Source organism: Candidatus Clostridium helianthi, from assembly GCF_045310795.1.
In the GTDB taxonomy this organism is placed as follows: Bacteria; Bacillota; Clostridia; order Clostridiales; family Clostridiaceae; genus Clostridium; species Clostridium helianthi.
Map to the genome: position 1 here is coordinate 20,078 of NZ_JBJIAB010000046.1, position 21,436 is coordinate 41,513.

15 protein-coding genes and 1 pseudogene are annotated in these 21,436 nt (G+C 29.5%); 13 read left to right on the top strand and 3 right to left on the bottom strand.

The features are described 5' to 3' along the window. Nucleotides 1–435 precede the first annotated feature (435 nt). Together ACJDTP_RS23710 and ACJDTP_RS23715 are read left to right on the top strand one after the other, a co-directional pair. Nucleotides 436–1,143, top strand: coding sequence for a GntR family transcriptional regulator (locus ACJDTP_RS23710; protein WP_103697947.1), 708 nt, complete (start codon nucleotides 436–438; stop codon nucleotides 1,141–1,143). Nucleotides 1,144–1,605: 462 nt separating this feature from the next. Beyond that, a complete protein-coding gene (locus ACJDTP_RS23715; RefSeq protein WP_171772648.1) occupies nucleotides 1,606–2,472 on the top strand; it encodes a Cof-type HAD-IIB family hydrolase in 867 nt (288 codons plus the stop codon). A gap of 166 nt (nucleotides 2,473–2,638) precedes the next feature. Here ACJDTP_RS23715 and ACJDTP_RS23720 read toward each other — a convergent pair whose 3' ends face one another. Both ACJDTP_RS23720 and ACJDTP_RS23725 read right to left on the bottom strand, forming a co-directional pair. Beyond that, nucleotides 2,639–4,342 (bottom strand): methyl-accepting chemotaxis protein, encoded by a 1,704-nt coding sequence (locus ACJDTP_RS23720; RefSeq protein WP_406762631.1) that lies wholly within the window; start codon nucleotides 4,340–4,342, stop codon nucleotides 2,639–2,641. A 1,389-nt stretch (nucleotides 4,343–5,731) separates the two neighbouring features. Then, on the bottom strand, nucleotides 5,732–6,787 hold the full coding sequence (locus tag ACJDTP_RS23725) for an aldose epimerase family protein (protein ID WP_406762632.1): 1,056 nt from the start codon (nucleotides 6,785–6,787) through the stop codon (nucleotides 5,732–5,734). A 337-nt stretch (nucleotides 6,788–7,124) separates the two neighbouring features. Here ACJDTP_RS23725 and ACJDTP_RS23730 point away from each other — a divergent pair, with 337 nt between their 5' ends. From ACJDTP_RS23730 to ACJDTP_RS23760, 7 genes are all read left to right on the top strand, one after another. Continuing rightward, nucleotides 7,125–8,327 (top strand): response regulator transcription factor, encoded by a 1,203-nt coding sequence (locus ACJDTP_RS23730; RefSeq protein WP_406762633.1) that lies wholly within the window; start codon nucleotides 7,125–7,127, stop codon nucleotides 8,325–8,327. Between the two features lies 1 nt (nucleotide 8,328). After that, complete coding sequence (locus ACJDTP_RS23735) at nucleotides 8,329–9,276, top strand: substrate-binding domain-containing protein (protein ID WP_406762634.1); 948 nt, start codon at nucleotides 8,329–8,331, stop codon at nucleotides 9,274–9,276. Between the two features lie 123 nt (nucleotides 9,277–9,399). Further along, a complete protein-coding gene (locus ACJDTP_RS23740; RefSeq protein ID WP_406762635.1) occupies nucleotides 9,400–10,407 on the top strand; it encodes an ABC transporter substrate-binding protein in 1,008 nt (335 codons plus the stop codon). A 103-nt stretch (nucleotides 10,408–10,510) separates the two neighbouring features. Beyond that, nucleotides 10,511–12,028: a sugar ABC transporter ATP-binding protein gene (locus tag ACJDTP_RS23745; protein WP_406762636.1), complete on the top strand. Its 1,518-nt coding sequence runs from the start codon at nucleotides 10,511–10,513 to the stop codon at nucleotides 12,026–12,028. A 1-nt stretch (nucleotide 12,029) separates the two neighbouring features. Further along, a complete protein-coding gene (locus ACJDTP_RS23750; RefSeq protein WP_406762637.1) occupies nucleotides 12,030–13,070 on the top strand; it encodes an ABC transporter permease in 1,041 nt (346 codons plus the stop codon). Next, on the top strand, nucleotides 13,067–14,074 hold the full coding sequence (yjfF, locus tag ACJDTP_RS23755; RefSeq protein ID WP_171772642.1) for a galactofuranose ABC transporter, permease protein YjfF: 1,008 nt from the start codon (nucleotides 13,067–13,069) through the stop codon (nucleotides 14,072–14,074). Before ACJDTP_RS23750 ends, yjfF begins: the two co-directional genes overlap by 4 nt. A gap of 267 nt (nucleotides 14,075–14,341) precedes the next feature. Beyond that, the gene (locus tag ACJDTP_RS23760) at nucleotides 14,342–16,111 is read left to right on the top strand and encodes a sensor histidine kinase (RefSeq protein ID WP_406762638.1); all 1,770 of its coding nucleotides are present in this window, start codon (nucleotides 14,342–14,344) and stop codon (nucleotides 16,109–16,111) included. 196 nt (nucleotides 16,112–16,307) lie between these two features. On the opposite strand, the gene araA is transcribed toward ACJDTP_RS23760, so the two are convergent. After that, complete coding sequence (gene araA / locus ACJDTP_RS23765; protein ID WP_406762639.1) at nucleotides 16,308–17,777, bottom strand: L-arabinose isomerase; 1,470 nt, start codon at nucleotides 17,775–17,777, stop codon at nucleotides 16,308–16,310. Between the two features lie 573 nt (nucleotides 17,778–18,350). Between araA and ACJDTP_RS23770 the strand changes: the two genes are divergently transcribed. The 4 genes and pseudogenes from ACJDTP_RS23770 to ACJDTP_RS23785 all read left to right on the top strand — a co-directional run. Further along, on the top strand, nucleotides 18,351–19,424 hold the full coding sequence (locus ACJDTP_RS23770) for a GntR family transcriptional regulator (protein ID WP_026885953.1): 1,074 nt from the start codon (nucleotides 18,351–18,353) through the stop codon (nucleotides 19,422–19,424). Between the two features lie 135 nt (nucleotides 19,425–19,559). Continuing rightward, nucleotides 19,560–20,246: an L-ribulose-5-phosphate 4-epimerase gene (locus tag ACJDTP_RS23775; protein WP_406762640.1), complete on the top strand. Its 687-nt coding sequence runs from the start codon at nucleotides 19,560–19,562 to the stop codon at nucleotides 20,244–20,246. Nucleotides 20,247–20,484: 238 nt separating this feature from the next. Beyond that, entirely contained in the window at nucleotides 20,485–21,132 is a 648-nt protein-coding gene (gene fsa / locus ACJDTP_RS23780) for a fructose-6-phosphate aldolase (protein WP_012058602.1), read from the top strand. Nucleotides 21,133–21,224: 92 nt separating this feature from the next. After that, nucleotides 21,225–21,436 (top strand): annotated as a pseudogene (locus ACJDTP_RS23785) (transketolase); the annotation flags it as partial.

A 21,436-nucleotide genomic window follows, 5' to 3' on the forward strand; every position in this document is an offset into this window, starting at 1 on the left:
TTATTATTCAACTTATATACTATTTGAATTATTATTTTGTGCGCTTAAAACAAGTTGTTTAAACCTTTACAAAGGGTGCCTTATATTATATAATAAATCATGCCAACGAATTATAAGAATAGTTAAATTATCCTGCGAGGTGGAGGAATCAATAGATATAAAGTTTAAATACTAAGAAGTAAAAGATGTAATATATAAATAAATTATTAAGAAGAGAAAAGTGAATTTATGTGATAATGATATTCATTAAAGGGAATTATCAAGTATTAAACCCAATATTTCGAGTGAAAATGAAAAAGGAAATATTGGGTTTAATATTTGATATAACAGTTTTTATTGTTTTTAGAAATTTTATAGATTAGGATTAACGTTTTACGAATTAGAAGAAGATATTAGTAAAAATACTTATTTAAAATAAAGCGAGGAATTACAGAGATGCAAACAAAGTATGAAATGGTTGTTAATATTTTAGAAAAAGAAATGTTGGAAGATAAATATAGTTTGAGTAAAAAACTTCCTACAGAAGAGGAACTGATAAAAAAATTTAATGTTAGTAAAAATACTATAAGAAAAGCTATAGAAATATTAGTGAGTAAAGGTTATGTTTATAGAGTACAAGGCAGTGGGATATTTTTAAGGGAGTTTGCAAAAAATGGCTGCGCTCAAATAAGAGATATAAATGGTTTATCAAAACAATATTCTAAGGAAAAGTTTGAAAGTAAGGTTGCTGAATTTTCGTTAATTAATGCAGATGAAAAATTATCAGATAGAATGAAATGTGATATTGGCACAAAGATATATTATGTTAAAAGAGTAAGATATTTAAATGGAGATCCAATTGAAATAGAGGAATCTTACTATAATAAAGATATTATTCCTTATTTGAATGAAGAAATATGTAGTAAGTCTATATTTGATTACATTACAAATGACTTAAAATTAAAAATAGGATTTGCGGATAGGATAATAACTTCTGAAAAATTAACTGAAGAAGAAGCAAGTTTTTTGAACTTGGAAAAAGATGACCCAGCTTTAGTTTTAAATAATACTATATTTTTAAGTAGTGGAATAGTATTTGATATTTCTGTAGAGAAATTTAACTATAAAAATATGAAATTGATAAGCTTGACCAGTATTAACTAAATAATTTAATGTTATATGTTTTACTAGTAAATTTATATAGATGTTGCAAATAAGTGTCTATATTATTATCTTAATTGAATACTTGGCTTGATGGGGCTTTAAAAGTAGATTTATTATATAAAACATATATTTAAAATTGTAATAAATCAAGTATTTAAATAAGCTTAAATTAATATAGAGATCATATTTCTTTGTATGAATTAGCAATTTATATAGTTAATAATTTCAATTATTTTGTGTGAATAAAAAAGCTTGCACTTTGTATTATATAAAGGGTAGGCTTTTTGTTATAAGTTTGATAAATAGAAAAGATGCCAAATAAAAGTTAGGAATCAATAAAACCTATTTTTAAGTAGATATTGATAAAAGTGAAATCATGTTGCTTATTTTTACAATTGAATAAACTTTGTTATAATATTAAGGTATGAGAAATTTAATAAAATAGCGAGGAGATGATCCCAAATGATAAAACTTATTGCATCAGATATGGATGGGACACTGTTGAATACAAAACATAAAATAGATAAAGAGACCGTATCTGCTATTAAGAGCGCTGAGAAGGCAGGAATTATATTTGCAATTTCAACAGGAAGGGAATATGATACTGTTAAACCTCTTTTGATGGAAAATAATATAAGATGTCAATGTGTACTTATGAATGGAGCAGAGTATAGAGATGAGGATGGAAATATTCTAGAAGAGATAAATATAGAACTAGAAACTGCAACTAAAATTATAAATATACTTCAAAGAGAAAAAGTATCTGCAAGAATATTTACTAATAAAGGAATATATACTACAGACACTAAAGAGGAAGCTTTAAAGGAAATGGCATATAGAACGTTATCCTTTAATCCCGAGTTCACTCCAGAAGAAGCCTTGGAACTTGCCAAAGTTCAACCATATTTTGTTCAACTTAATTACATTTCTGATTTGGATAAATTTTTAAGCAGTGGTATAGAAATTAGAAAGTTTGTAGCTTTCCATAAAGATATAGAGCTTATAAATAAAATGAAAAAAGTTATTGGAGAATTGAAAGGAATTGCCGTTTCATCTTCATTCAGGGATAATATAGAGATTACAGATATAACTGCTCAAAAGGGTATTATACTTGCAAAAGTAGCTGAAAAAATGGGATTTGAAAGAGATGAAGTTTTGGTACTAGGAGATAGTTTTAACGATTATTCTATGTTTACAGAATTCAAAGAATCAGTTGCTATGGGAAATGCTATTCCTGAAATAAAAGAAATAGCAAAATATATAACTGATACAAATGACAATTTAGGGGTAGCAAAAGCAATATATAGAGTTTTAGAAGAACAGAAATAAAAAGAAATTATATGATTGCGCTTTAACGTTTAAATAAAGCAGTTTTATCATGGCGTTATGCCAATGGAAGAGATATAATATAGCTTTTTATATTGAAGTCAAAGAATTTTTACATTCTAATTCTTTGACTTCAAATAAATATTGAGATTTAAAAGATCAAAAGTTGTTATTTATTTTTTAGTGTATATTTTAATATTTCAGTTTTTATTATCTGAGATTGAGAAGCTAGCTCTTGTGTAGATGCTGCTAGTTCTTCTGCTGTTGCAGAATTAGTTTGAACTACTTGAGAAATTTGATCAACCTTACTAGTCATTTCGGTTATAGCTTCAGTTTGGTCTTCAGAGGCTACAGCTATTTCTTTCACTAAATTAGTAGTATCATCGACATTTTTAACTATTATATCTAGTGCAGCAGCAGTCTCTGTAGCCAGCTTTTCTCCATTAGCTACTACATGTAATGAATTCTTTATAATCTTAGAAGTATTGTTTACTGCTTCAGCAGATTGTTCAGCAAGATTTCTGACTTCGTCTGCAACTACAGCAAAACCTTTTCCAGCTTCACCGGCTCTAGCTGCTTCAATAGCAGCGTTTAATGCTAAAAGATTAGTTTGAGAAGCAATTTCTTCTATTGCTTTTATAATCTCAGCAATTTGTTTTGAGCAGATAGTTATTTCTTTCATAGATTCCATCAATATTTGCATCTTTTCGTTTCCTTCTTCTACAATATGTTTTACATTAATGGAAAAACTTTTAGCTTTATCTGCATTGTTAGTAGTATTATTAACCTTTTGCAGTATTTTCTTAAAACTAGTAAATAGCTCTTCAACAGCGCCAGCCTGGTTAATAGAACCTTCAGAGAGTATTTGGGTGGTTGAAGATAATTGATCAGAACCATTAGAAATTGATGAGATTGATTGATCCATATTCTGAAATATAATATTTAAAGAATCAATAATATTTTTTATTGACTTTTGTATAGGATTAAAATCGCCTATATATTCTATTGAATTATCTAAATGTATATTTAAGTCTCCATCTGCTAATCTTTCCAAAGTGCTTGTTATGTCATTAATATAAGAAAGTAACATCCCGATGGAATTAGATAAATCGCGAGACATTTCACCCATTTCATCTTTTGCATTATATTCAGTATTTATTTTAAGATTTCCACGAGCTAAGTTTTTGGCAATATCCTTAATATGATTAATACCTTCAAGTAATACATCGTTCAATACTCTAATTAATAATAATGATATTACAATTAATATTATCATAATAAACGTAATAGAAATTAGAGATATATTTCTATAAGTATTTGAATTAGTAACAAAAGAATTAGCATCTTCTTGGGACGACTTAAAAAGCTTAAGTATACATTCTTCAGACTCTTTAATTTGTGAAGAGTAAGCATCTTGGCTGACTTTCATTACAGCCTGATTGGTTTTTGATTTTAGTAAGTCACTTAATTTTTCTCTCTTATCATCTAAATCCTTTACATTTGATAAAAATTCATTTAATAATGATGGATCTCCCTTATGTATTTCTTTTAAAATTTCTATATTTTTTGCAAGAGCTATGGATTCTGTATCAGCTTGCTCTAGATAAAAGTTCTTTATTCCTGTATCTGTTTCTGTGATTGATCTAAACATGTCCATTTTTATTGTTTGCAAGTTTACTCTAATATTAGAAATAGTTTCAGAAACTTTGTACGGTCCATTATATAGTGAATTTGTTTGTGATGAAATAAACAATATTATGCATATCACGACTGCCATAAGAAAAGAAGTAAGTCCTAAAATTGCTGAAAAAGTTATTTTAAATTTTGTATTAATAGGATAGTTACTAATAACTTTTTTTAATTTATTATACATATAAATTCTCCTTTAACAAAAATGACATTAAAAATATAAGCGTAAGGTATTTAATAAGTCTAAGTATAAAGTTATAATAAGCATTAATTTTAAAATATGTATAAATATTGAAATGTATTTGCATAGATTACAAAAAACATTCTAAAAGTTGTATTTTAAAATAAATTTAGTAATGCATAAATTCAAGCAACTTTATCGTATTGAGTATACTCAGCGTGATGAATATCTTTTGAGGTTAATATACTTTAATAAGAAATGTTAATTTTAGGACTGAGCATGTTTTTTTATACTATCAACTTTATAAATAGATAGCGTCGCCATTGTAGACAGGGATTTTCATTAATTTATTTCAATGATTGTATGGTAACGTATTTCATTTAGAATAGTATTTATTAGGCGACTTAGGTCAGAAAGCAATATTTAAGACAAAGTTGGATGAGCATACAACCATGGAAAATAAAGTGTTTATTTTTTATTTAGTTCTCTTTATATTATTTGTATAATCCATAGTGGTTATATTTTATGTGGGTTCTTGTTTAACGATTAAACCATAAAACATAATTATCCACTATGGATATTTTTTAGCTAAGCACTTTTTTAGCAGTAAATTACATATGTCGCAATTTAATTTCTAGATTATTATTTTAATTGATAACTTATCTTATTAGAATTTTAAATGTAAGTTTATTATTGAAACATATATAGATTTTAAAAATTCGACTTATTAGATTAATGTATTTAAAAAGTTGCTAAAACTTTAAGTTCATATCTTCACTAGAAATCATAAATATATTTGTAACCACAAGGGTCATAATATGAAGAAAACATTTGAAAATGAGCTGTTAAAGGGTCTTAGCTGTAGGTTGTTCCAATTTAGCTTGTCAAACTGAAAGTTGGAGCATGCTAAATTGGATACAACCTGCTGCTTAGAACTTTCAGCGATATTTTCATAGCTTTTCGGAACAAAATATTTATGATTTCGGTAAGTTACTACACAAATCTAGTTTTAAATTTGGATATCTATATAGATAAGCCAATTATAAGTTAGATTTATACTATGAAATATATCCCAACTAGAAATGGGTAATATACTTTTGTGGAATGTTTCATTGGTAATTTTGATGGATGTGATTCTTTGGCTATAAGTTGTTCCAAATGTGCTAGTTCAAAAAGTGAGAATCGAAATTTCACATTTCGCTCTTCGAACTTTCTCTGTGAGCGCTTGTTCTTTGAGGCTAGCACTTTGGGTGCAACTTTATAGACTTAGAATCACCCATCAGAATTACCTAGAAACTGGAACAAAAGTATATTATTCATTTCGGCGAGCTATATGCATAAGTTCAGGTCTTAGCTAGGTTATCTATATATGAATAATAAGAAATTTAAAATTTATAATGTAGAGAATTTATAAATGGTTTTATCTTTATATACTTCTCCAGCTCTAAGTATTGGAGATTTAAATTTACTACAGTTTATAGAGTTAGGAAAATATTGAGTTTCTAAACAAAATCCATTTCTACGATTATAAACAGATTTATTTTTACCTACATCTGAACCATCAAGAAAGTTCCCGCTGTAAAATTGAATTCCAGGAGTGGTTGTATAAACATCCAATACTATTCCAGAATTTTCATCAACAGCTTGAGCAGCTTTTGAGCTATCACATCCATCGGTATTTAATACCCAGTTATGATCGTATCCTTTTCCAAAATCAATTTGTTCATAATCACTAGTTATATTTTTGCCGATAGGAGTTAATGATCTAAAGTCCATAGGAGTTCCGGCTACCTCTTTTATTTCGCCTGTAGGAATTGAATATTTATCGTTTACTGTAAACTTATCTGCGTTTATCATCAATTTTTGATTAAGAACGTCACCAGATGAATGACCAGATAAATTAAAATAAGCATGATTTGTAAGATTTACGACTGTATCTTTATCAGAAGTTGCAATATAATTTATCTCTAGAGCATTATCTTCAGTAAGGATATAAGTAACTTTAACATTAAGGTTACCAGGATATCCCTCTTCACCGTCTGGGCTAAAATAAGAAAGCTCTAATGTATTAGGAGAATCTTCAACTATTTTTGAATCCCATACCACTTTGTCAAAGCCTTTTAAGCCGCCGTGTAAATGATTTTCCCCATCATTTTGAGCTAAAGTGTATTCTTGATCATTAAGGATGAACTTTCCATATTGAATTCTATTTCCAAAACGTCCTATTAAGGCACCGAAAAATTTATCTCCTTTTAAATAACCATCTAAATTATCATATCCTAGCATTACATCAATTAATTTACCATCCTTATTCGGAACTAAAGATGAAACTATTGTACCACCGTAAGTAGAAATCTCAACTTTCATTTTGTTAGAGTTTGTTAAAGTATAAATATAAACATCTTTTCCATCAGGCATTGTTCCGAAAACATTTTTTTCTATTGCCATGATAACACCTCCGTATTTAATAAATTACTACATATTTTTTAGTATACATTTACATAATTAAAGATATCGGTTTCATGTATGTACAAGTATATTATATTACATTAAAATTGTACATACAATTATTTCTAGAAATTATTTTGGAAATATATTAAAATAATATAAATATATGCTTAATAATTACATTAATGGAGTATTAAAACAATAAAAATTATTATAGTAACAAAATAAAAAATATATCTTGCAATTAATTTTCTATATTTTAATATTAATTCAGCCTTAGCTCGAGAATATTAAATATAAATTTATTATTGTAATATATATTATAAATGGAGGAGTTATGTGGAAACTAGTTATCGCTGATGACGAGCCTAAAATTAGAAGGGGTATTGAGAATATTTTAAATTGGAGTGAGTTAGGTATTGAGATAGTAGGGCAAGCAGAGGATGGAGAAATTGCATTAGAAATTATTAAAGAAAACAGACCAGATATTATATTATTGGATATAAATATGCCATTCTTAAACGGTTTAGACCTATTACAGAAGCTAAAAGAGATTGGTAATAATGGAATTGTTATTATAATAAGTGGATATGATGATTTTTCATATGCTCAAAAAGCATTACAGTATAATGTTTTCGATTATATTTTAAAACCTGTGAGTAAAAAGAACATAGAGGAGATAATAATTAAAGCAACCAATAAACTTATTGAAAAGGGAAAAGAAAACAATTACTTAGAATGGGTAAAAAGACAATTAGCTGAAAATAAGGAAGTATTACAAAAAACTTTTTTTAGTGAATGGTTTAACAATAAATTAAGTGATGAACAAGTTTTAAAGGAGATGAGTTTTTTTGATATCGAGTTTGGAAGAAATATTGGAATTATGGTTATAAAGATTGTAGAAAAACTTAATGTTGAAGTAAGTGTAAGGAATTGGAGTGTTGAATTATTAGAGTTTGCAATAGCTAATATTTTAAATGATGGATTTAAAGATTTAGAGTTAAAGTATATTTTTAATGATGATAAGAAAAATATAATATTAGTAAGTAAGATAAATGATATGGGGTGGTGGATTTCTATTGCAAAAAAAATACAGAAGGAGATATATAAATATTTAAAGTGCAATGTATTAATTGAGCAGGCAAGTGTTTTTAATGATGTATTTAAGATAAAAGATGAATACATGAAAATAATGAATAGCGTTAATGAAAAAAAGAAGTGCAGTTCTATGGTTTTACTAGCAATCAAGTATATAGAAGATAACTATTATTCAAATGAGTTAAGTATAAATTATATATCAAATAAATTAGAAGTAACATCCTCATATTTAAGTAAATTATTAAAAAAAGAAACGGGATTATCCTTTATTGATTACCTTACTAAAATAAGAATAGAAAAAGCAATGTATATCATGGAGGATCCAGCTGTTAAAATTTATGATGTGGCAGAACTAGTCGGTTATAGTAATCAACATTATTTTTGTAGAGCTTTTAAAAAAGTAGTTGGAGTTTCACCAACGGAATATAAGAGGGGAAAATAGAGTGAATAATAAAAGAAAAATTATTTATTTATCTATAATTATAGTTTGTATATGTGGACTAATGATTTTTGCAATCTATTTATATAGGACAAACTCTCAAAAAAAGGATACATTTATAATCGGTATGTCTCAAGCAAACCTATATGAACCATGGAGAATAAGTATGAATAAAGAAATACAGGAAGAAGCCAAGAAACATAGCAATATAAAAATAATTTTTAAGGATGCAGGTGGAGATGTTGAAAAGCAAAAAGAGGATATAGAAGATTTGATGAACTTTGGCGCAGATTTACTGATTGTTTCAATTAATAACTCCAAAGAACTAACACCAACTGTAAGAAAAGCGTATGAATCTTTACCGGTTATATTATTGGATAGAGCTGTTGATGGATACGATTATACTTTATATATAGGGGCTGATACAAGATCTATAGGAGTGCAGGCAGGAGAGTTAATTGCTAATTTAGCTGGTAATAACAAGGCTAATGTTATAGAGGTCCAAGGAATATTAGATTCAAGTACAGATAAAGAAATAACTGATGGATTTAAAGAAGCGATTAGTAATTATAAAAATATTGCTATAGATAGAACCATTGTAGGGAATTGGCAGAAGAATGAAACAGAAGATAAATTAGAGGAAATATTGAAAGATGATAAGGACGTTAATATAATTTTTGCTCATAGTGATTATATGGCACTTGGAGCATATTACGCTACGGTAAGTACTAATTCAAAAAATATTAAAATAATTGGTGTTGATGGATTAGAAGGACCTCAAGGAGGTATAGACCTTGTTAGAAATGGCATATTGCAAGGAACATTTACATGCAAGACTGGAGGAAAAGAAGCAGTAGATTATGCAATAAAAATACTGAACAAGAAAGCTGATATTCCTAAAAAAGTATTGCTAAAGTGCAATAAAATAACTAAAGATATTTTAAGCAATTGAATATATGGATTTCCATATTCCGTAAAAGTATACAAAAGTGCTGATTAATGCAAATACAATTTGTAAGTATAAATATATAATTAATTCATGAAAACGAAATCATGAATATAGGGGGAATTAATTATGAAGTTAAAAAAGATGATGGCATTAATGGCGAGTGCTGTATTGTGTATTGGCATGCTTTCAGGCTGCGGTGGATCTGGAGCCGGTGGAGGCGATGCAGCAAAGACATCAGCGGCGAATTCATCTAGTAAAAAAATAATTGGATTTGCACAGGTTGGTGCAGAAAGTGGTTGGAGAACAGCGGAAACTGATTCTATAAAATCAATTCCAACATTAGATCCTAACTTTGACTTGAAATTTTCTGATGGACAACAAAAACAAGAAAATCAAATAAAAGCCATAAGATCATTTATTGCACAAAAGGTAGATTTAATTGCTTTAGATCCAGTTGTTGAAACTGGCTGGGATACAGTACTTAAAGAGGCTAAGGATGCAAAAATTCCAGTAGTAATTGTTGATAGAAAAGTTACAGTTTCAGATGATTCACTTTATAAATGTTTCTTAGGTTCAGACATGGTTGCAGAGGGGAAAAAGGCTGCACAAATACTAATAGATCAATTCGGTAAAGACGCAACACTTAATATAGCAGAGCTTCAAGGAACAGTGGGATCTACTGCAATGGTTGGAAGACAACAAGGGTTTAATGATGCAATAAAAGATTGTCCTAATTATAAGATAATAAAATCACAAACTGGAGATTTTACTCGTGCAAAAGGTAAAGAAGTTATGGAAGCATTTCTAAAATCAGATGGTGATAAAATAAATGTACTATGGTCTCATAATGATGATATGGCAATGGGAGCTATTCAAGCTATAGAGGAATATGGAAAGAAACCAGGAAAAGATATATTTATAGTTTCAGTTGATGGTATTAAAGATATATTCCAAGCAATGGTTGATGGTAAAGCTAATGCAACTGTTGAATGTAATCCGCTACTTGGACCTCAATTACTTGAAGTTGCTAAAAACATATTAGATGGTAAAGAAGTTGAAAGAACTATAAACTCAAAAGAAAGTCAATTCTTACAAAAGGATGCTGGAGCAGAATTACCAAACAGAAAATATTAATGATAATATGCATAAGAGCTGGAATTCAATCCATGCTCTTATGTTAAAAAAGATGTAGTACGTACATGTTTGTAATTGTGTTAAAACAAGAGGAGTGATATAAGTGAGTGATTCTAATATAGTTTTAGAGATGAAAAATATTAGCAAGTTCTTTCCGGGTGTTAGAGCACTTTCAAATGTTGATTTTACACTAAGAAAAGGTGAAATTCATACGCTAATGGGAGAAAATGGTGCTGGGAAATCGACATTGATAAAGGTTCTTACAGGTGTTTATAAGATAGATGAAGGAACAATTATATTGAGGGGAAAAGAAATAAAAATATCATCTACTCAGGAAGCTCAGAGTCATGGAATTAGTACTGTTTATCAAGAAGTAAATCTATGTCCAAATCTATCAGTTGCAGAAAACATATATATTGGACGTGAACCTAAGAAAAATGGAAGTATAGATTGGAAGAAAATGAATAGAAATGCAGAGAAATTATTAGAAGAAAGACTTAATTTAAAGATAGATGTAAAGAAGGCCTTAAATAATTATTCGGTTGCAGTACAGCAAATGGTAGCAATTGCACGTGCTGTAGATATATCTCAAGGTATATTAATCTTAGATGAACCAACATCAAGTTTAGATGATAAGGAAGTAAAGCAATTATTTAAAATTATGAAAAAATTTAAAGAAGAAGGTATGTCAATAATATTTGTTACTCACTTTTTAGATCAAGCATATGAGGTTTCGGACAAACTTACAGTGCTTAGAAATGGTGAGTTAGTTGGGACATATGATGCAGACAAACTTTCTAGGATAGAATTAGTTTCTAAAATGATTGGTAAAGACTATAGCGAGATAGAAAAAAGTACAAGAACAAAGAAAGTAGTTAATGATGAACAGAGAGAGAATTTAATATCAACAAATAATTTTGGAAGGTCTGGAACTATAAATCCATTTAATATAGAAATCAAGAAGGGTGAAATTCTTGGATTTGCAGGGCTTCTTGGGTCTGGTAGAAGCGAATGTGCACGAACAATATTTGGGATAGATAAATCTACTAGTGGAAATATAACTATAAATGGAAAGAACTATTCATATATTTATCCTCAAAAAGCAATTGAGGAAGGTTTGGGGTTTTGCCCAGAGGACAGAAAAGTTGAAGGAATAGTTGGTGATCTAACAATAAGAGAAAATATAATATTAGCATTGCAAGCTAATAGAGGAATATTTAAATATTTGCCGATGAAAAAACAACAAGAAATTTCACAAAAGTATATAGATTTACTTAGAATCAAAACCCCAAGTATGGAGCAAAAAATAAGTAACTTAAGTGGTGGTAACCAACAAAAGGTAATATTAGCCAGATGGCTCGCAACAGAACCGCAATTATTAATTTTAGATGAACCAACAAGGGGAATTGATATAGGAGCAAAAGGTGAAATAACAGAATTAATATTAGCATTAGCTAAACAAGGAGTGACAATTTTGTTTATTTCGTCAGAGCTACCAGAAGTAGTTAAATGTTGTGACAGAGTTATTGTCCTTAGAGATAGAAATATTATCGGAGAACTAGTTGGAAATGAAATAGAGGAATCTAATATCATGAAAACTATAGCAGGAGGTGCTAGATAATATGGAAAATAATAAGAAACAAACTTTTTTCCTTAAAATTTATAATGCTAAAATATTTTGGCCATTAACAAGTTTAATTATATTACTTTTGTTTAATTTTATAATGACACCAAGCTTCTTAAGCATAAGCATGAAAGACGGGCATTTATTTGGAAATACTATAGATATACTAAATCGTGCAGCCCCATTAATATTGATATCTTTAGGAATGACTCTCGTAATTGCAACTCAAGGAATTGATATTTCAGTAGGATCAATAATTGCAATAAGTGCAGCTCTTTCTGCAACTGTCATAGTTGATGGAGGTTCAGTTCCATTAGCAGTAGCAATAGGAATAATTAGTGGACTTGTATGCGGAATATGGAATGGATTTTTAGTTTCGTATATAGGAGTACAACCAATGGTTGGAACATTAATTTTATATATAGTTGGTAGAGGAGTTGCTCAGCTTATAACAGGAGGACAAATATTAACTTTCACTAATAAGGATTTTATATTTATAGGGATAGGCTATATGTTACTTCCTATAGCAATATTTATAGCTATTGCCGTAGCGTTAATTATGTATTTTTTAATAAGGAGAACTGCTCTAGGATTATTTATTGAGTCTATAGGAGTTAATAATAATTCATGTAAATTCGCAGGAATTCAATCTAGGAAAGTTGTATTTTCACTTTATGTTATATGTGGAATGTTAGCAGGAATAGCAGGAATAATCTTATGCGCTAATATAAAAAGTGCTGATGCTAATAATGTTGGTTTGTGGTTAGAATTGGATGCAATCCTTGCGACAGTTATAGGTGGGACGTCTATGGCAGGAGGACGGTTTTATCTTTCAGGGACAGTTGTAGGGGCATTGTTCATACAAACATTAACTACAACAATTTATAGCTTAGGTGTTGCACCTGAAATTACATTAGTTGTTAAAGCAATAGTAGTTATAGTTGTATGCATAATTCAATCTCCTGAATTTAGAAAAATTCTTAAGATAAAGAAAAATACAAAAATCAATCTAAAAGAAAAAGAGGTGATTAAAGCATGAATAAGCTAATAGGAAAGAGGAACACATTCAAAATAAACAAAGATTATATTGCGATTTATGCTACAATCGCATTATTTATAGGATTGTTTCTAATAGGATCAGTATTATATAAAAGTTTTTTGTCAGCACAAGTATTTACTAACTTGTTCATTGATAATGCATATTTAATAGTGGTGGCAATTGGGGAAGCAGTTGCAATATTAACTGGTGGAATAGATCTTTCAGTTGGATCAATGATAGCCTTTGTAAGTATGATTACAGCAAGTTTATTGCAAAAAGGAGTAAATCCTTTTTTAGTAATGCTAATAGTTCTTATTGTTGGAATTATTTTTGGAACAGTTCAGGGTATCTTGATTCAAAAGTTTAAACTACATCCTTGGATAGTTACACTTGCAGGAATGTTCTTTGCAAGAGGAGCAAGTTATATTATAAGCATTGATACAATTATAATTGATAATCCAGTTTTTACAGAAATTTCATCATATAGAATATCAATATTACCAGATGCTTTTATATCAATTAATGTTATCGTTAGCCTGATAGTTGTAGCTGCTGCATTTTATATGATGAAGTTTACAAGGTTCGGAAGAACCGTTTATGCAATTGGTGGAAATGAAAATTCAGCTAAATTAATGGGATTACCAGTGGAAAGAACAAAAATACTTGTATATACATTTTCGGGTTTCTGTTCATCTTTAGGTGGTTTATTGTTTACAATATATACTCTTTCAGGTTATGGGCTTCATTGTAATGGAATGGAAATGGATGCCATAGCAGCATGTGTAATCGGAGGTATATTATTAACAGGTGGATATGGAAATATAATTGGACCATTATTTGGTGTGCTAACTACAGGAATTATTCAAAGTCTTATAATGTTTGATGGAACACTAAATTCATGGTGGACTAAGATAGCGGTTGGAATGTTATTGTTCATATTTATTGTATTGCAGAGAATTATTGTAATTAGAGATGAAAAGCGAAAAAATGCTTCATCTTCTTAATGAAACTAAATAATATAATATGGAATTAATATAATAAAATGAGCATTTGTATAATCTTTTAAGATAAGAAAACACAAATGCTCATTTTATTTTTGCACGAATATATCACATCTAAATAAATAGGTATGCCAAGTATTGGTAGTTTGAGCTATAATTTAATATATAGGCTTGTTAATTATAAGTATAGTTAATAATAAAATTTTAAATATAGATGTGCTAATTTGTGGATGATAGATATGATTTATACAAATGTTTTGGAGGTATAGGGTGAATAGTTTAAAAACATATTTTATGAATAAGAGCATAGGGGATAAACTTATATTTTATTTTTTTGGAGTAATCCTCATTGTTACTATTACTATTACTACTTTGGGAAATTTATTATATAAGGATTCAATTAACTTTTCACAAAATGAAAACACTAACCAAATAATAAAACAAATAAATAGCAATATTGAATCTTATGTTAATAATACTGAAAACATTATAAATTATATGTCAATCGACCCTAGAATAATAAAATTCCTTAATGATAATAAATCTGAAGATACTGATATTGAAGACGAAGCGTATAAATCTATTTATAACTTTGTTAAATTCAATCCGGAAATAGCTGGAATAATGGTAGTAAACACTAATGGTGGTTATATAAGTGATGTAATGAACAGGGTATCAAGAGATCCTTTATATAATGAAGAATGGTATACAAAGGCTTATAATAAGCCTGAAACTATACACCTATTTACTAAACCAATAGGTAGGAACATTGATAATATTTTTCGCTATTCTGCTGATGAAGTCTTCTCCATGTCGAAGGCTGTTGTGGATTCATCTACTAACCAAATAAAAGGTGTAATACTTATTGATATAAAATTAGATGCCATCAAGAACATTATTGAGAATTCAAGACCAGGAACCGCGGGCTTTATTTATATTATGGATATGAACAAAGAGATTGTTTATACTCCTGTTAATGATATAGTATATAGAATTAAAAATGAATGGATAGAGAATATTAACAACGATATAATAATAAAAAATATTAACGGAGAAAATTATCAATTGACAAAGATTGATTCAAAATATACGGGATGGGAAACAATTGGGGTATTTCCTGAAAGTGAGAGCTTACGAGTTATTAAATATATAAGATATTATTCTTTTGTAGTAGCTATTTTGGCATTAATAATAGCTGAAATTTTAGTTATAATTTTTACAAGATCTATTGTAAATCCAATTCAAAAATTAAAAAGGTTAATGAGAAAGGCTCAAGAAGGAGAACTAACAGTGTCATTCAATGCTAAGTATAATGATGAAATAGGGGAACTTGGCGGCTCTTTTAATACCATGGTAAAAGAAATAAATAATCTTATAAAATTAGTACAAATTGAAGAAAAAAATAAAAGGCTGGCTGAAATGAATGTTTTACAGGCTCAAATCAAGCCGCATTTTATGTATAACACTTTAGATACGATAAGGTGGATGGCAGAAGAACATAATGAAGAAGATATAGTGGAGATAATAGAAGCCTTTACTAACTTGCTTAGAATAAGCTTAAGTAAAGGAAAAGAAATAATAAGTGTCAAAGAAGAATTAAGCCATGTACAGAGCTATTTAATTATTCAGAAAATAAGATATGAAGACAAGCTTGACTACGAAATTCAATTTGATAAAGAAATACTTGATTATAAGTTAATAAAATTAATATTACAGCCCCTTGTTGAAAATGCAATTTATCATGGAATAAAAGAAAAGCGTGGCAATGGGAAGATTTTAATTACAGGAAAAATTGAAAATAATTTATTATGTTTTACTGTAGCTGATAATGGAAAAGGTATGGATGAAGAAACATTAAATAAAATAAATAATATGCTTAATAATAACGATGGAAATAAGAATCAGATTGGCTATGGAATTTTCAATGTAAATGAAAGAATAAAGCTTATACATGGAAGTGAGTATGGGTTAGTCTACAGAAGTATTCTTGGAGAGGGGACAATTGTTGAGCTTAGACATCCAATAATTGAGACGGAATAATATTAGATCAAAATGAAAATAGGTAAAATCCGAATATCGGATTTTACCTATTTATATTTTATCAAATAAGGGGAGTGGTAAATATTAGGATTGTAGAGAGTCTATTATTTCTTTCTGGAAGGTTAACGAAATATATTCTAAAATCATCAATCAATATTTACCACTTTTATATAAATAAGATTTATAGCACTATTAATTAGAATTTCCAAGCGGCACTAGAAAATTTTAGTTCGTTTTTGAATGTTGAAAGTTTAGTGTCATTATTAATTACTACACATTCAACTCCAACCATATCAGCCCAATCTAATAATTGTTCTTCGTCAACATAGAATGAGAAGCTAGTATGGTGAGCACCACCAGCCATAATCCATGCTTTAGCACCTTCTTTTAATGATGGTTGTGGTTTCCAAAGAACGCTTGCTACTGGTAAGTTAGGCATATCTTCAGTTACTTCAACACAATCAACACTATTAACAATTAAACGGAATCTGTTACCCATATCAATTAATGAAGCAGCAACAGCTGGACCAGAAGCACCTTTAAATACTAAACGAGCTGGATCTTCTTTGTCTCCAATTCCAAGTGGGTGCACTTCAATAACTGGTTTAGTTGCAGCAAGTGTTGGACATATTTCAAGCATATGTGCACCAAGAATCAATCCATTTTCTGAATCCATGTTATAAGTGTAATCTTCCATTAAGCCTGTACCTTTTCCACCAGCCATGATTTTCATAGCTCTAAGAAGTGCAGCAGTCTTCCAATCTCCTTCGGCACCAAAGCCATAACCTTCAGCCATTAGATGTTGAACAGCAAGACCTGGAAGTTGTTTCATCCCATGAAGTGCTTGGAAGTTAGTTGTGAAAGCTGTATATCCTCTTGCATCTAAGAAAGTTCTTAAACCAATTTCAATTTTAGCTTGTTCACGAATAGAGTCTATAGAAGCTTTAGGATCTATATCATATAATTTAGAGTATTCAGCCATAAGCTCATCGATTTGATCTTCTGTAACTTTATCCATTGATTCAACTAGGTCACCAACTCCATAGTAATCAACTGTCCAACCAAATTTAATTTGAGCTTCAATTCTATCGCCATCAGTAACGGCAACATCTCTCATGTTGTCTCCGAAACGAGCAACCTTAATGCTGCGTCCTTCAGTAAATGCAACAGCAGGGGCCATCCATTTAGCTATATCAGCAGAAACAGAAGCATCTGTCCAATGACCAACTACTATTTTACGAGCTATGTCAAGTCTAGCTCCAATATATCCAAATTCTCTATCTCCATGAGCTGCTTGGTTTAAGTTCATGAAGTCCATATCAATTGTTCCCCAAGGAATTTCTTTATTAAATTGAGTATGGAGATGAAGTAATGGTTTTCTTAGTTCGGTTAAACCATGAATCCACATTTTAGCTGGTGAGAATGTATGCATCCAAGTAATTATACCAGCACAGTTTTCATCGTTATTAGCATCATTGCATACTTTTCTAATTGAAGGAGAATCAGTAGCAACTGTCTTAAAAACTATTTTATAAGGTAAATCTTTTTTATTTAATCCCTCTACTATTATCTTTGAATTATCAGATACTTGATCTATTACTTCAGGACCATATAGAGGTTGACTTCCTGTAACAAACCAAAATTCATAATTTTTTACTTTTAACATTTAACATTCCTCCTAATATATAAATTAAAACTTTTCGAGTGGAGTTTTAGCCCCACCTTTAATTTAGTTGAATTTATACCCTCAAGGGGCACCTAGTCCAGGAGCTTGCGGCCGTTATCTCTCACTTAAGAAGATGGAGGACTACGGGGGCTAGCTATTGGATAAATAAAAATGCTTATCTAAATTTAGTATACCTTTTCATGAGTACAAACAAGTTTTTGATGTATGTACAAGCTTATTATAATACAATAATGTTGTACATACAAGATGTAAAATGAAAAAAATAAAAAATATTAACTTTCCAGATAAACATTATTATGGTTTAAATTAGGTAAAGACAGCCTTGCAGTGAAATTTATATTTGAGATTACGATAAAAATTATTTAAGTAGATGATGTATGGTTAACCTTGGTGTTTAAATAAATTTTAGAAAAAACTATTGATATATATAGGGAATAGAGATATAATCAAATCATCAAGTGCGTACAACTTTTTAGAATATAATTTCAAAGAAATCGATTTATATTTTAAAAAGTTATTGCATAGTTATTTGATGAAAGTAGTTGAATAAAGATGAAAGAAGCTGAAACAAAGCACGAATTAATTGAAAATTACTATATCAGCCTAATAGAAGAAAACAAGGTTTCAGCAGGAGACCAATTACCTTCTGAAAATGAAATAGCCAACTTATTCAATGTAAGTAGGCATACAGTAAGACAAGCTCTTACTTATTTAGTACAAGAAGGCTGGATATATAAAGAAAGAGGAAAAGGAAGCTTTTACTCTAACAAAAAGACTAATGAAGTTAAAAAAAATGTTGCTGTTCTTACAACATATATATCAGATTATATTTTTCCTAAAATTATATCAGGTATAGAGGAAGAATTAAGACGCAAGGGATATAATTTATTATTGTTTAATAGTAACAACGACATTGAGAATGAAAGAAGATGTTTTGAGGATATCATAAACCAAGATATATCAGGACTAATAGTTGAACCAGCACAAAGTACAATAAATAACCTGCATCATGATAGCATTAAAAAGTTAGAAAAGAACAATATAAAATATATTGCAATAAATGCTAATTGTGATGAAGAAAATTCTGCATATATTGTAGTAGATGATGAACAGGGAGGGTACAAGCTTACTAATTATTTATTAGAACTTGGTCATAGAAATATAGCTGCATTATTTAAAGCGGATGATTTACAAGGTGAAAAAAGAAGAAGGGGTTACATAAAGGCCCTAAACGAATATGACTTGAGTTTTAACAAAAGTATAGTAGGAGAATATATAACTGATAATCAAGAGATGTATATAGACCAGTTTATAAAGAAGATTTTAAATCTTGAAGAAAAACCAACCGCAATTGTTTGCTATAATGATAAGGTTGCTTTGAAGGTAATAGATAATTGTAGAAAAGAAAATATAGAAATACCAAAAGATTTATCAATAGTAAGTTTTGATGATTCTAGTTTAGCAGTTTCATCAGGTGTTAAACTTACAACAATAAAGCATCCGAAAGAAGAAATGGGAATAAGAGCAGCCAAATGCATTATAGATATGATTGAGGGAAGAATAGACAAGCCTCAATACACATACAATGCTGAACTTATTGTTAGAGATTCTTGTTCTAGAGTTTAAAATTTATCTTTGCTTTAGATGACTTGATTTTGAGTTACTGGAGCAAAGATAAACTTTAATGATATATATATTAGATATTATTTTTTATGTACGCTTGTACGTACATACATACAACAAGCAGATAGGGGTGTTTAAATGTTAGAGAAATTAAAGGAAAAAGTTTATGAAGCTAATATGGAACTTCAAAGAAAAGGTCTTGTAATCTACACTTGGGGAAATGTTAGTGAAATCGATAGAGAAACTGGATTAGTAGTTATAAAACCAAGTGGTGTTGATTATGATACTATGAAACCAGAAGATATGGTAGTTGTGGACTTAGAAGGAAATGTTGTAGAAGGAAAGTATAAACCATCAACAGATACTCCAACTCACTTAGTTATGTATAAGACTTATCCGAGTGTTGGAGGCGTTGTTCATACTCATTCAGATTGGGCAACAACTTTTGCTCAGGCAGGAATGTGTATACCAGCTTTTGGGACAACACATGCAGATTATTTTTATGGGGATATTCCTTGTACTCGCGATCTAACAGATGAAGAAATTAGTGGAGAATATGAAAAGGAAACAGGAAATGTAATAGTTGAAACTATTGGAGATAAAAATCCATTAGAAGTTCCAGCTATTGTAGTTAAAAACCATGGTCCTTTCGCTTGGGGAAAAGATGCTAATTCAGCAGTTTACAATGCAGTAGTATTAGATAAAGTTGCTGAAATGGCATATAAGACAATGACTTTAAACAAAGATGTAAAGGGTGTCAAACAGCACCTTTTAGATAAACATTATCTTAGAAAACATGGTGCGAATGCATATTATGGACAATAAGATATCATAGTATAAACCAACATATTTTTAAGGAGAATTTTTAGTCAGCAATTGGAACTCCTTTGTGAATTCTCCTTAATAAGTATGAATTAAAAAGTAACGTATAAAATTGAAGTTAAAAAAGAAAATGTCTAAATTTAATATTATGAAACATAAATATTAAATGGAAGGTAAATATGCAAATAATAGTTTGTTGCTAAATAACAAACAAAATATATAAAGAGGAGATGTTAGGGAAATGAGATTTTTTTTAGACACAGCAAATGTGGAACACATTAAAGAAGCAAATGAAATGGGAGTAATATGTGGTGTAACAACAAATCCATCATTAATAGCAAAAGAAGGAAGAGACTTCAATGAAGTTATTAAAGAAATAACAGAAATAGTTGATGGTCCAATAAGTGGAGAAGTTGTAAGTGAAGATGCTGAAGGAATGATAAAAGAAGGAAGAGAAATTGCAGCAATTCATAAGAATATGATAGTAAAGATTCCAATGACAGCTGAAGGCTTAAAGGCAACTAAAGTATTAGCTAGTGAAGGAATTAAAACAAATGTAACATTAATATTCTCAGCAACACAAGCATTACTTGCAGCAAATGCAGGAGCAACATATGTAAGCCCATTCCTTGGAAGAGTAGATGACATCTCAATGATAGGTATGGATTTAGTTAGAGATATAGCAGAAATATTTGCAGTACATGGAATAGAAACAGAAATAATAGCAGCAAGCGTAAGAAATCCAATTCATGTAATAGAAGCAGCAAAAGCAGGCGCAGATATATCAACAGTGCCTTATAGCTTAGTAATGCAAATGTTAAAACACCCATTAACAGATCAAGGATTAGAAAGATTCAAAGCAGACTGGGCAGCAGCGTTTGGAAAATAGTCCGTTTTGAAATGAATTCGAAGCGCAGCATGGGACTTAATTAGCACAACTAAGAACTTATAAAAAAATATGTCTATGAAATGAGGATAAAGATGAGTAGAGAATTAGATAAATTATCTATTAATGCAATAAGAGTATTATCAGCAGATGCTATTGAAAAATCAAAATCAGGACATCCAGGGTTACCACTTGGATCAGCTACAATGGCTTATACATTATGGGCAAATATGAATCATAATGGAAAGAACCCTGAATGGGATAACAGAGATAGATTTGTATTATCAGCAGGACATGGTTCAATGCT

Excerpts from the sequence above, each read along its gene's own strand:
- ACJDTP_RS23770 (WP_026885953.1), top strand. The coding sequence starts at position 18,351 with ATGAAAGAAGCTGAAACAAAGCACGAATTAATTGAAAATTACTATATC.
- ACJDTP_RS23715 (WP_171772648.1), top strand. The coding sequence starts at position 1,606 with ATGATAAAACTTATTGCATCAGATATGGATGGGACACTGTTGAATACA.
- ACJDTP_RS23730 (WP_406762633.1), top strand. The coding sequence starts at position 7,125 with ATGTGGAAACTAGTTATCGCTGATGACGAGCCTAAAATTAGAAGGGGT.
- yjfF (WP_171772642.1), top strand. The coding sequence starts at position 13,067 with ATGAATAAGCTAATAGGAAAGAGGAACACATTCAAAATAAACAAAGAT.
- ACJDTP_RS23740 (WP_406762635.1), top strand. The coding sequence starts at position 9,400 with ATGAAGTTAAAAAAGATGATGGCATTAATGGCGAGTGCTGTATTGTGT.
- ACJDTP_RS23750 (WP_406762637.1), top strand. The coding sequence starts at position 12,030 with ATGGAAAATAATAAGAAACAAACTTTTTTCCTTAAAATTTATAATGCT.
- ACJDTP_RS23720 (WP_406762631.1), bottom strand. The coding sequence starts at position 4,342 with ATGTATAATAAATTAAAAAAAGTTATTAGTAACTATCCTATTAATACA.
- ACJDTP_RS23775 (WP_406762640.1), top strand. The coding sequence starts at position 19,560 with ATGTTAGAGAAATTAAAGGAAAAAGTTTATGAAGCTAATATGGAACTT.
- araA (WP_406762639.1), bottom strand. The coding sequence starts at position 17,777 with ATGTTAAAAGTAAAAAATTATGAATTTTGGTTTGTTACAGGAAGTCAA.
- ACJDTP_RS23710 (WP_103697947.1), top strand. The coding sequence starts at position 436 with ATGCAAACAAAGTATGAAATGGTTGTTAATATTTTAGAAAAAGAAATG.
- ACJDTP_RS23725 (WP_406762632.1), bottom strand. The coding sequence starts at position 6,787 with ATGGCAATAGAAAAAAATGTTTTCGGAACAATGCCTGATGGAAAAGAT.
- fsa (WP_012058602.1), top strand. The coding sequence starts at position 20,485 with ATGAGATTTTTTTTAGACACAGCAAATGTGGAACACATTAAAGAAGCA.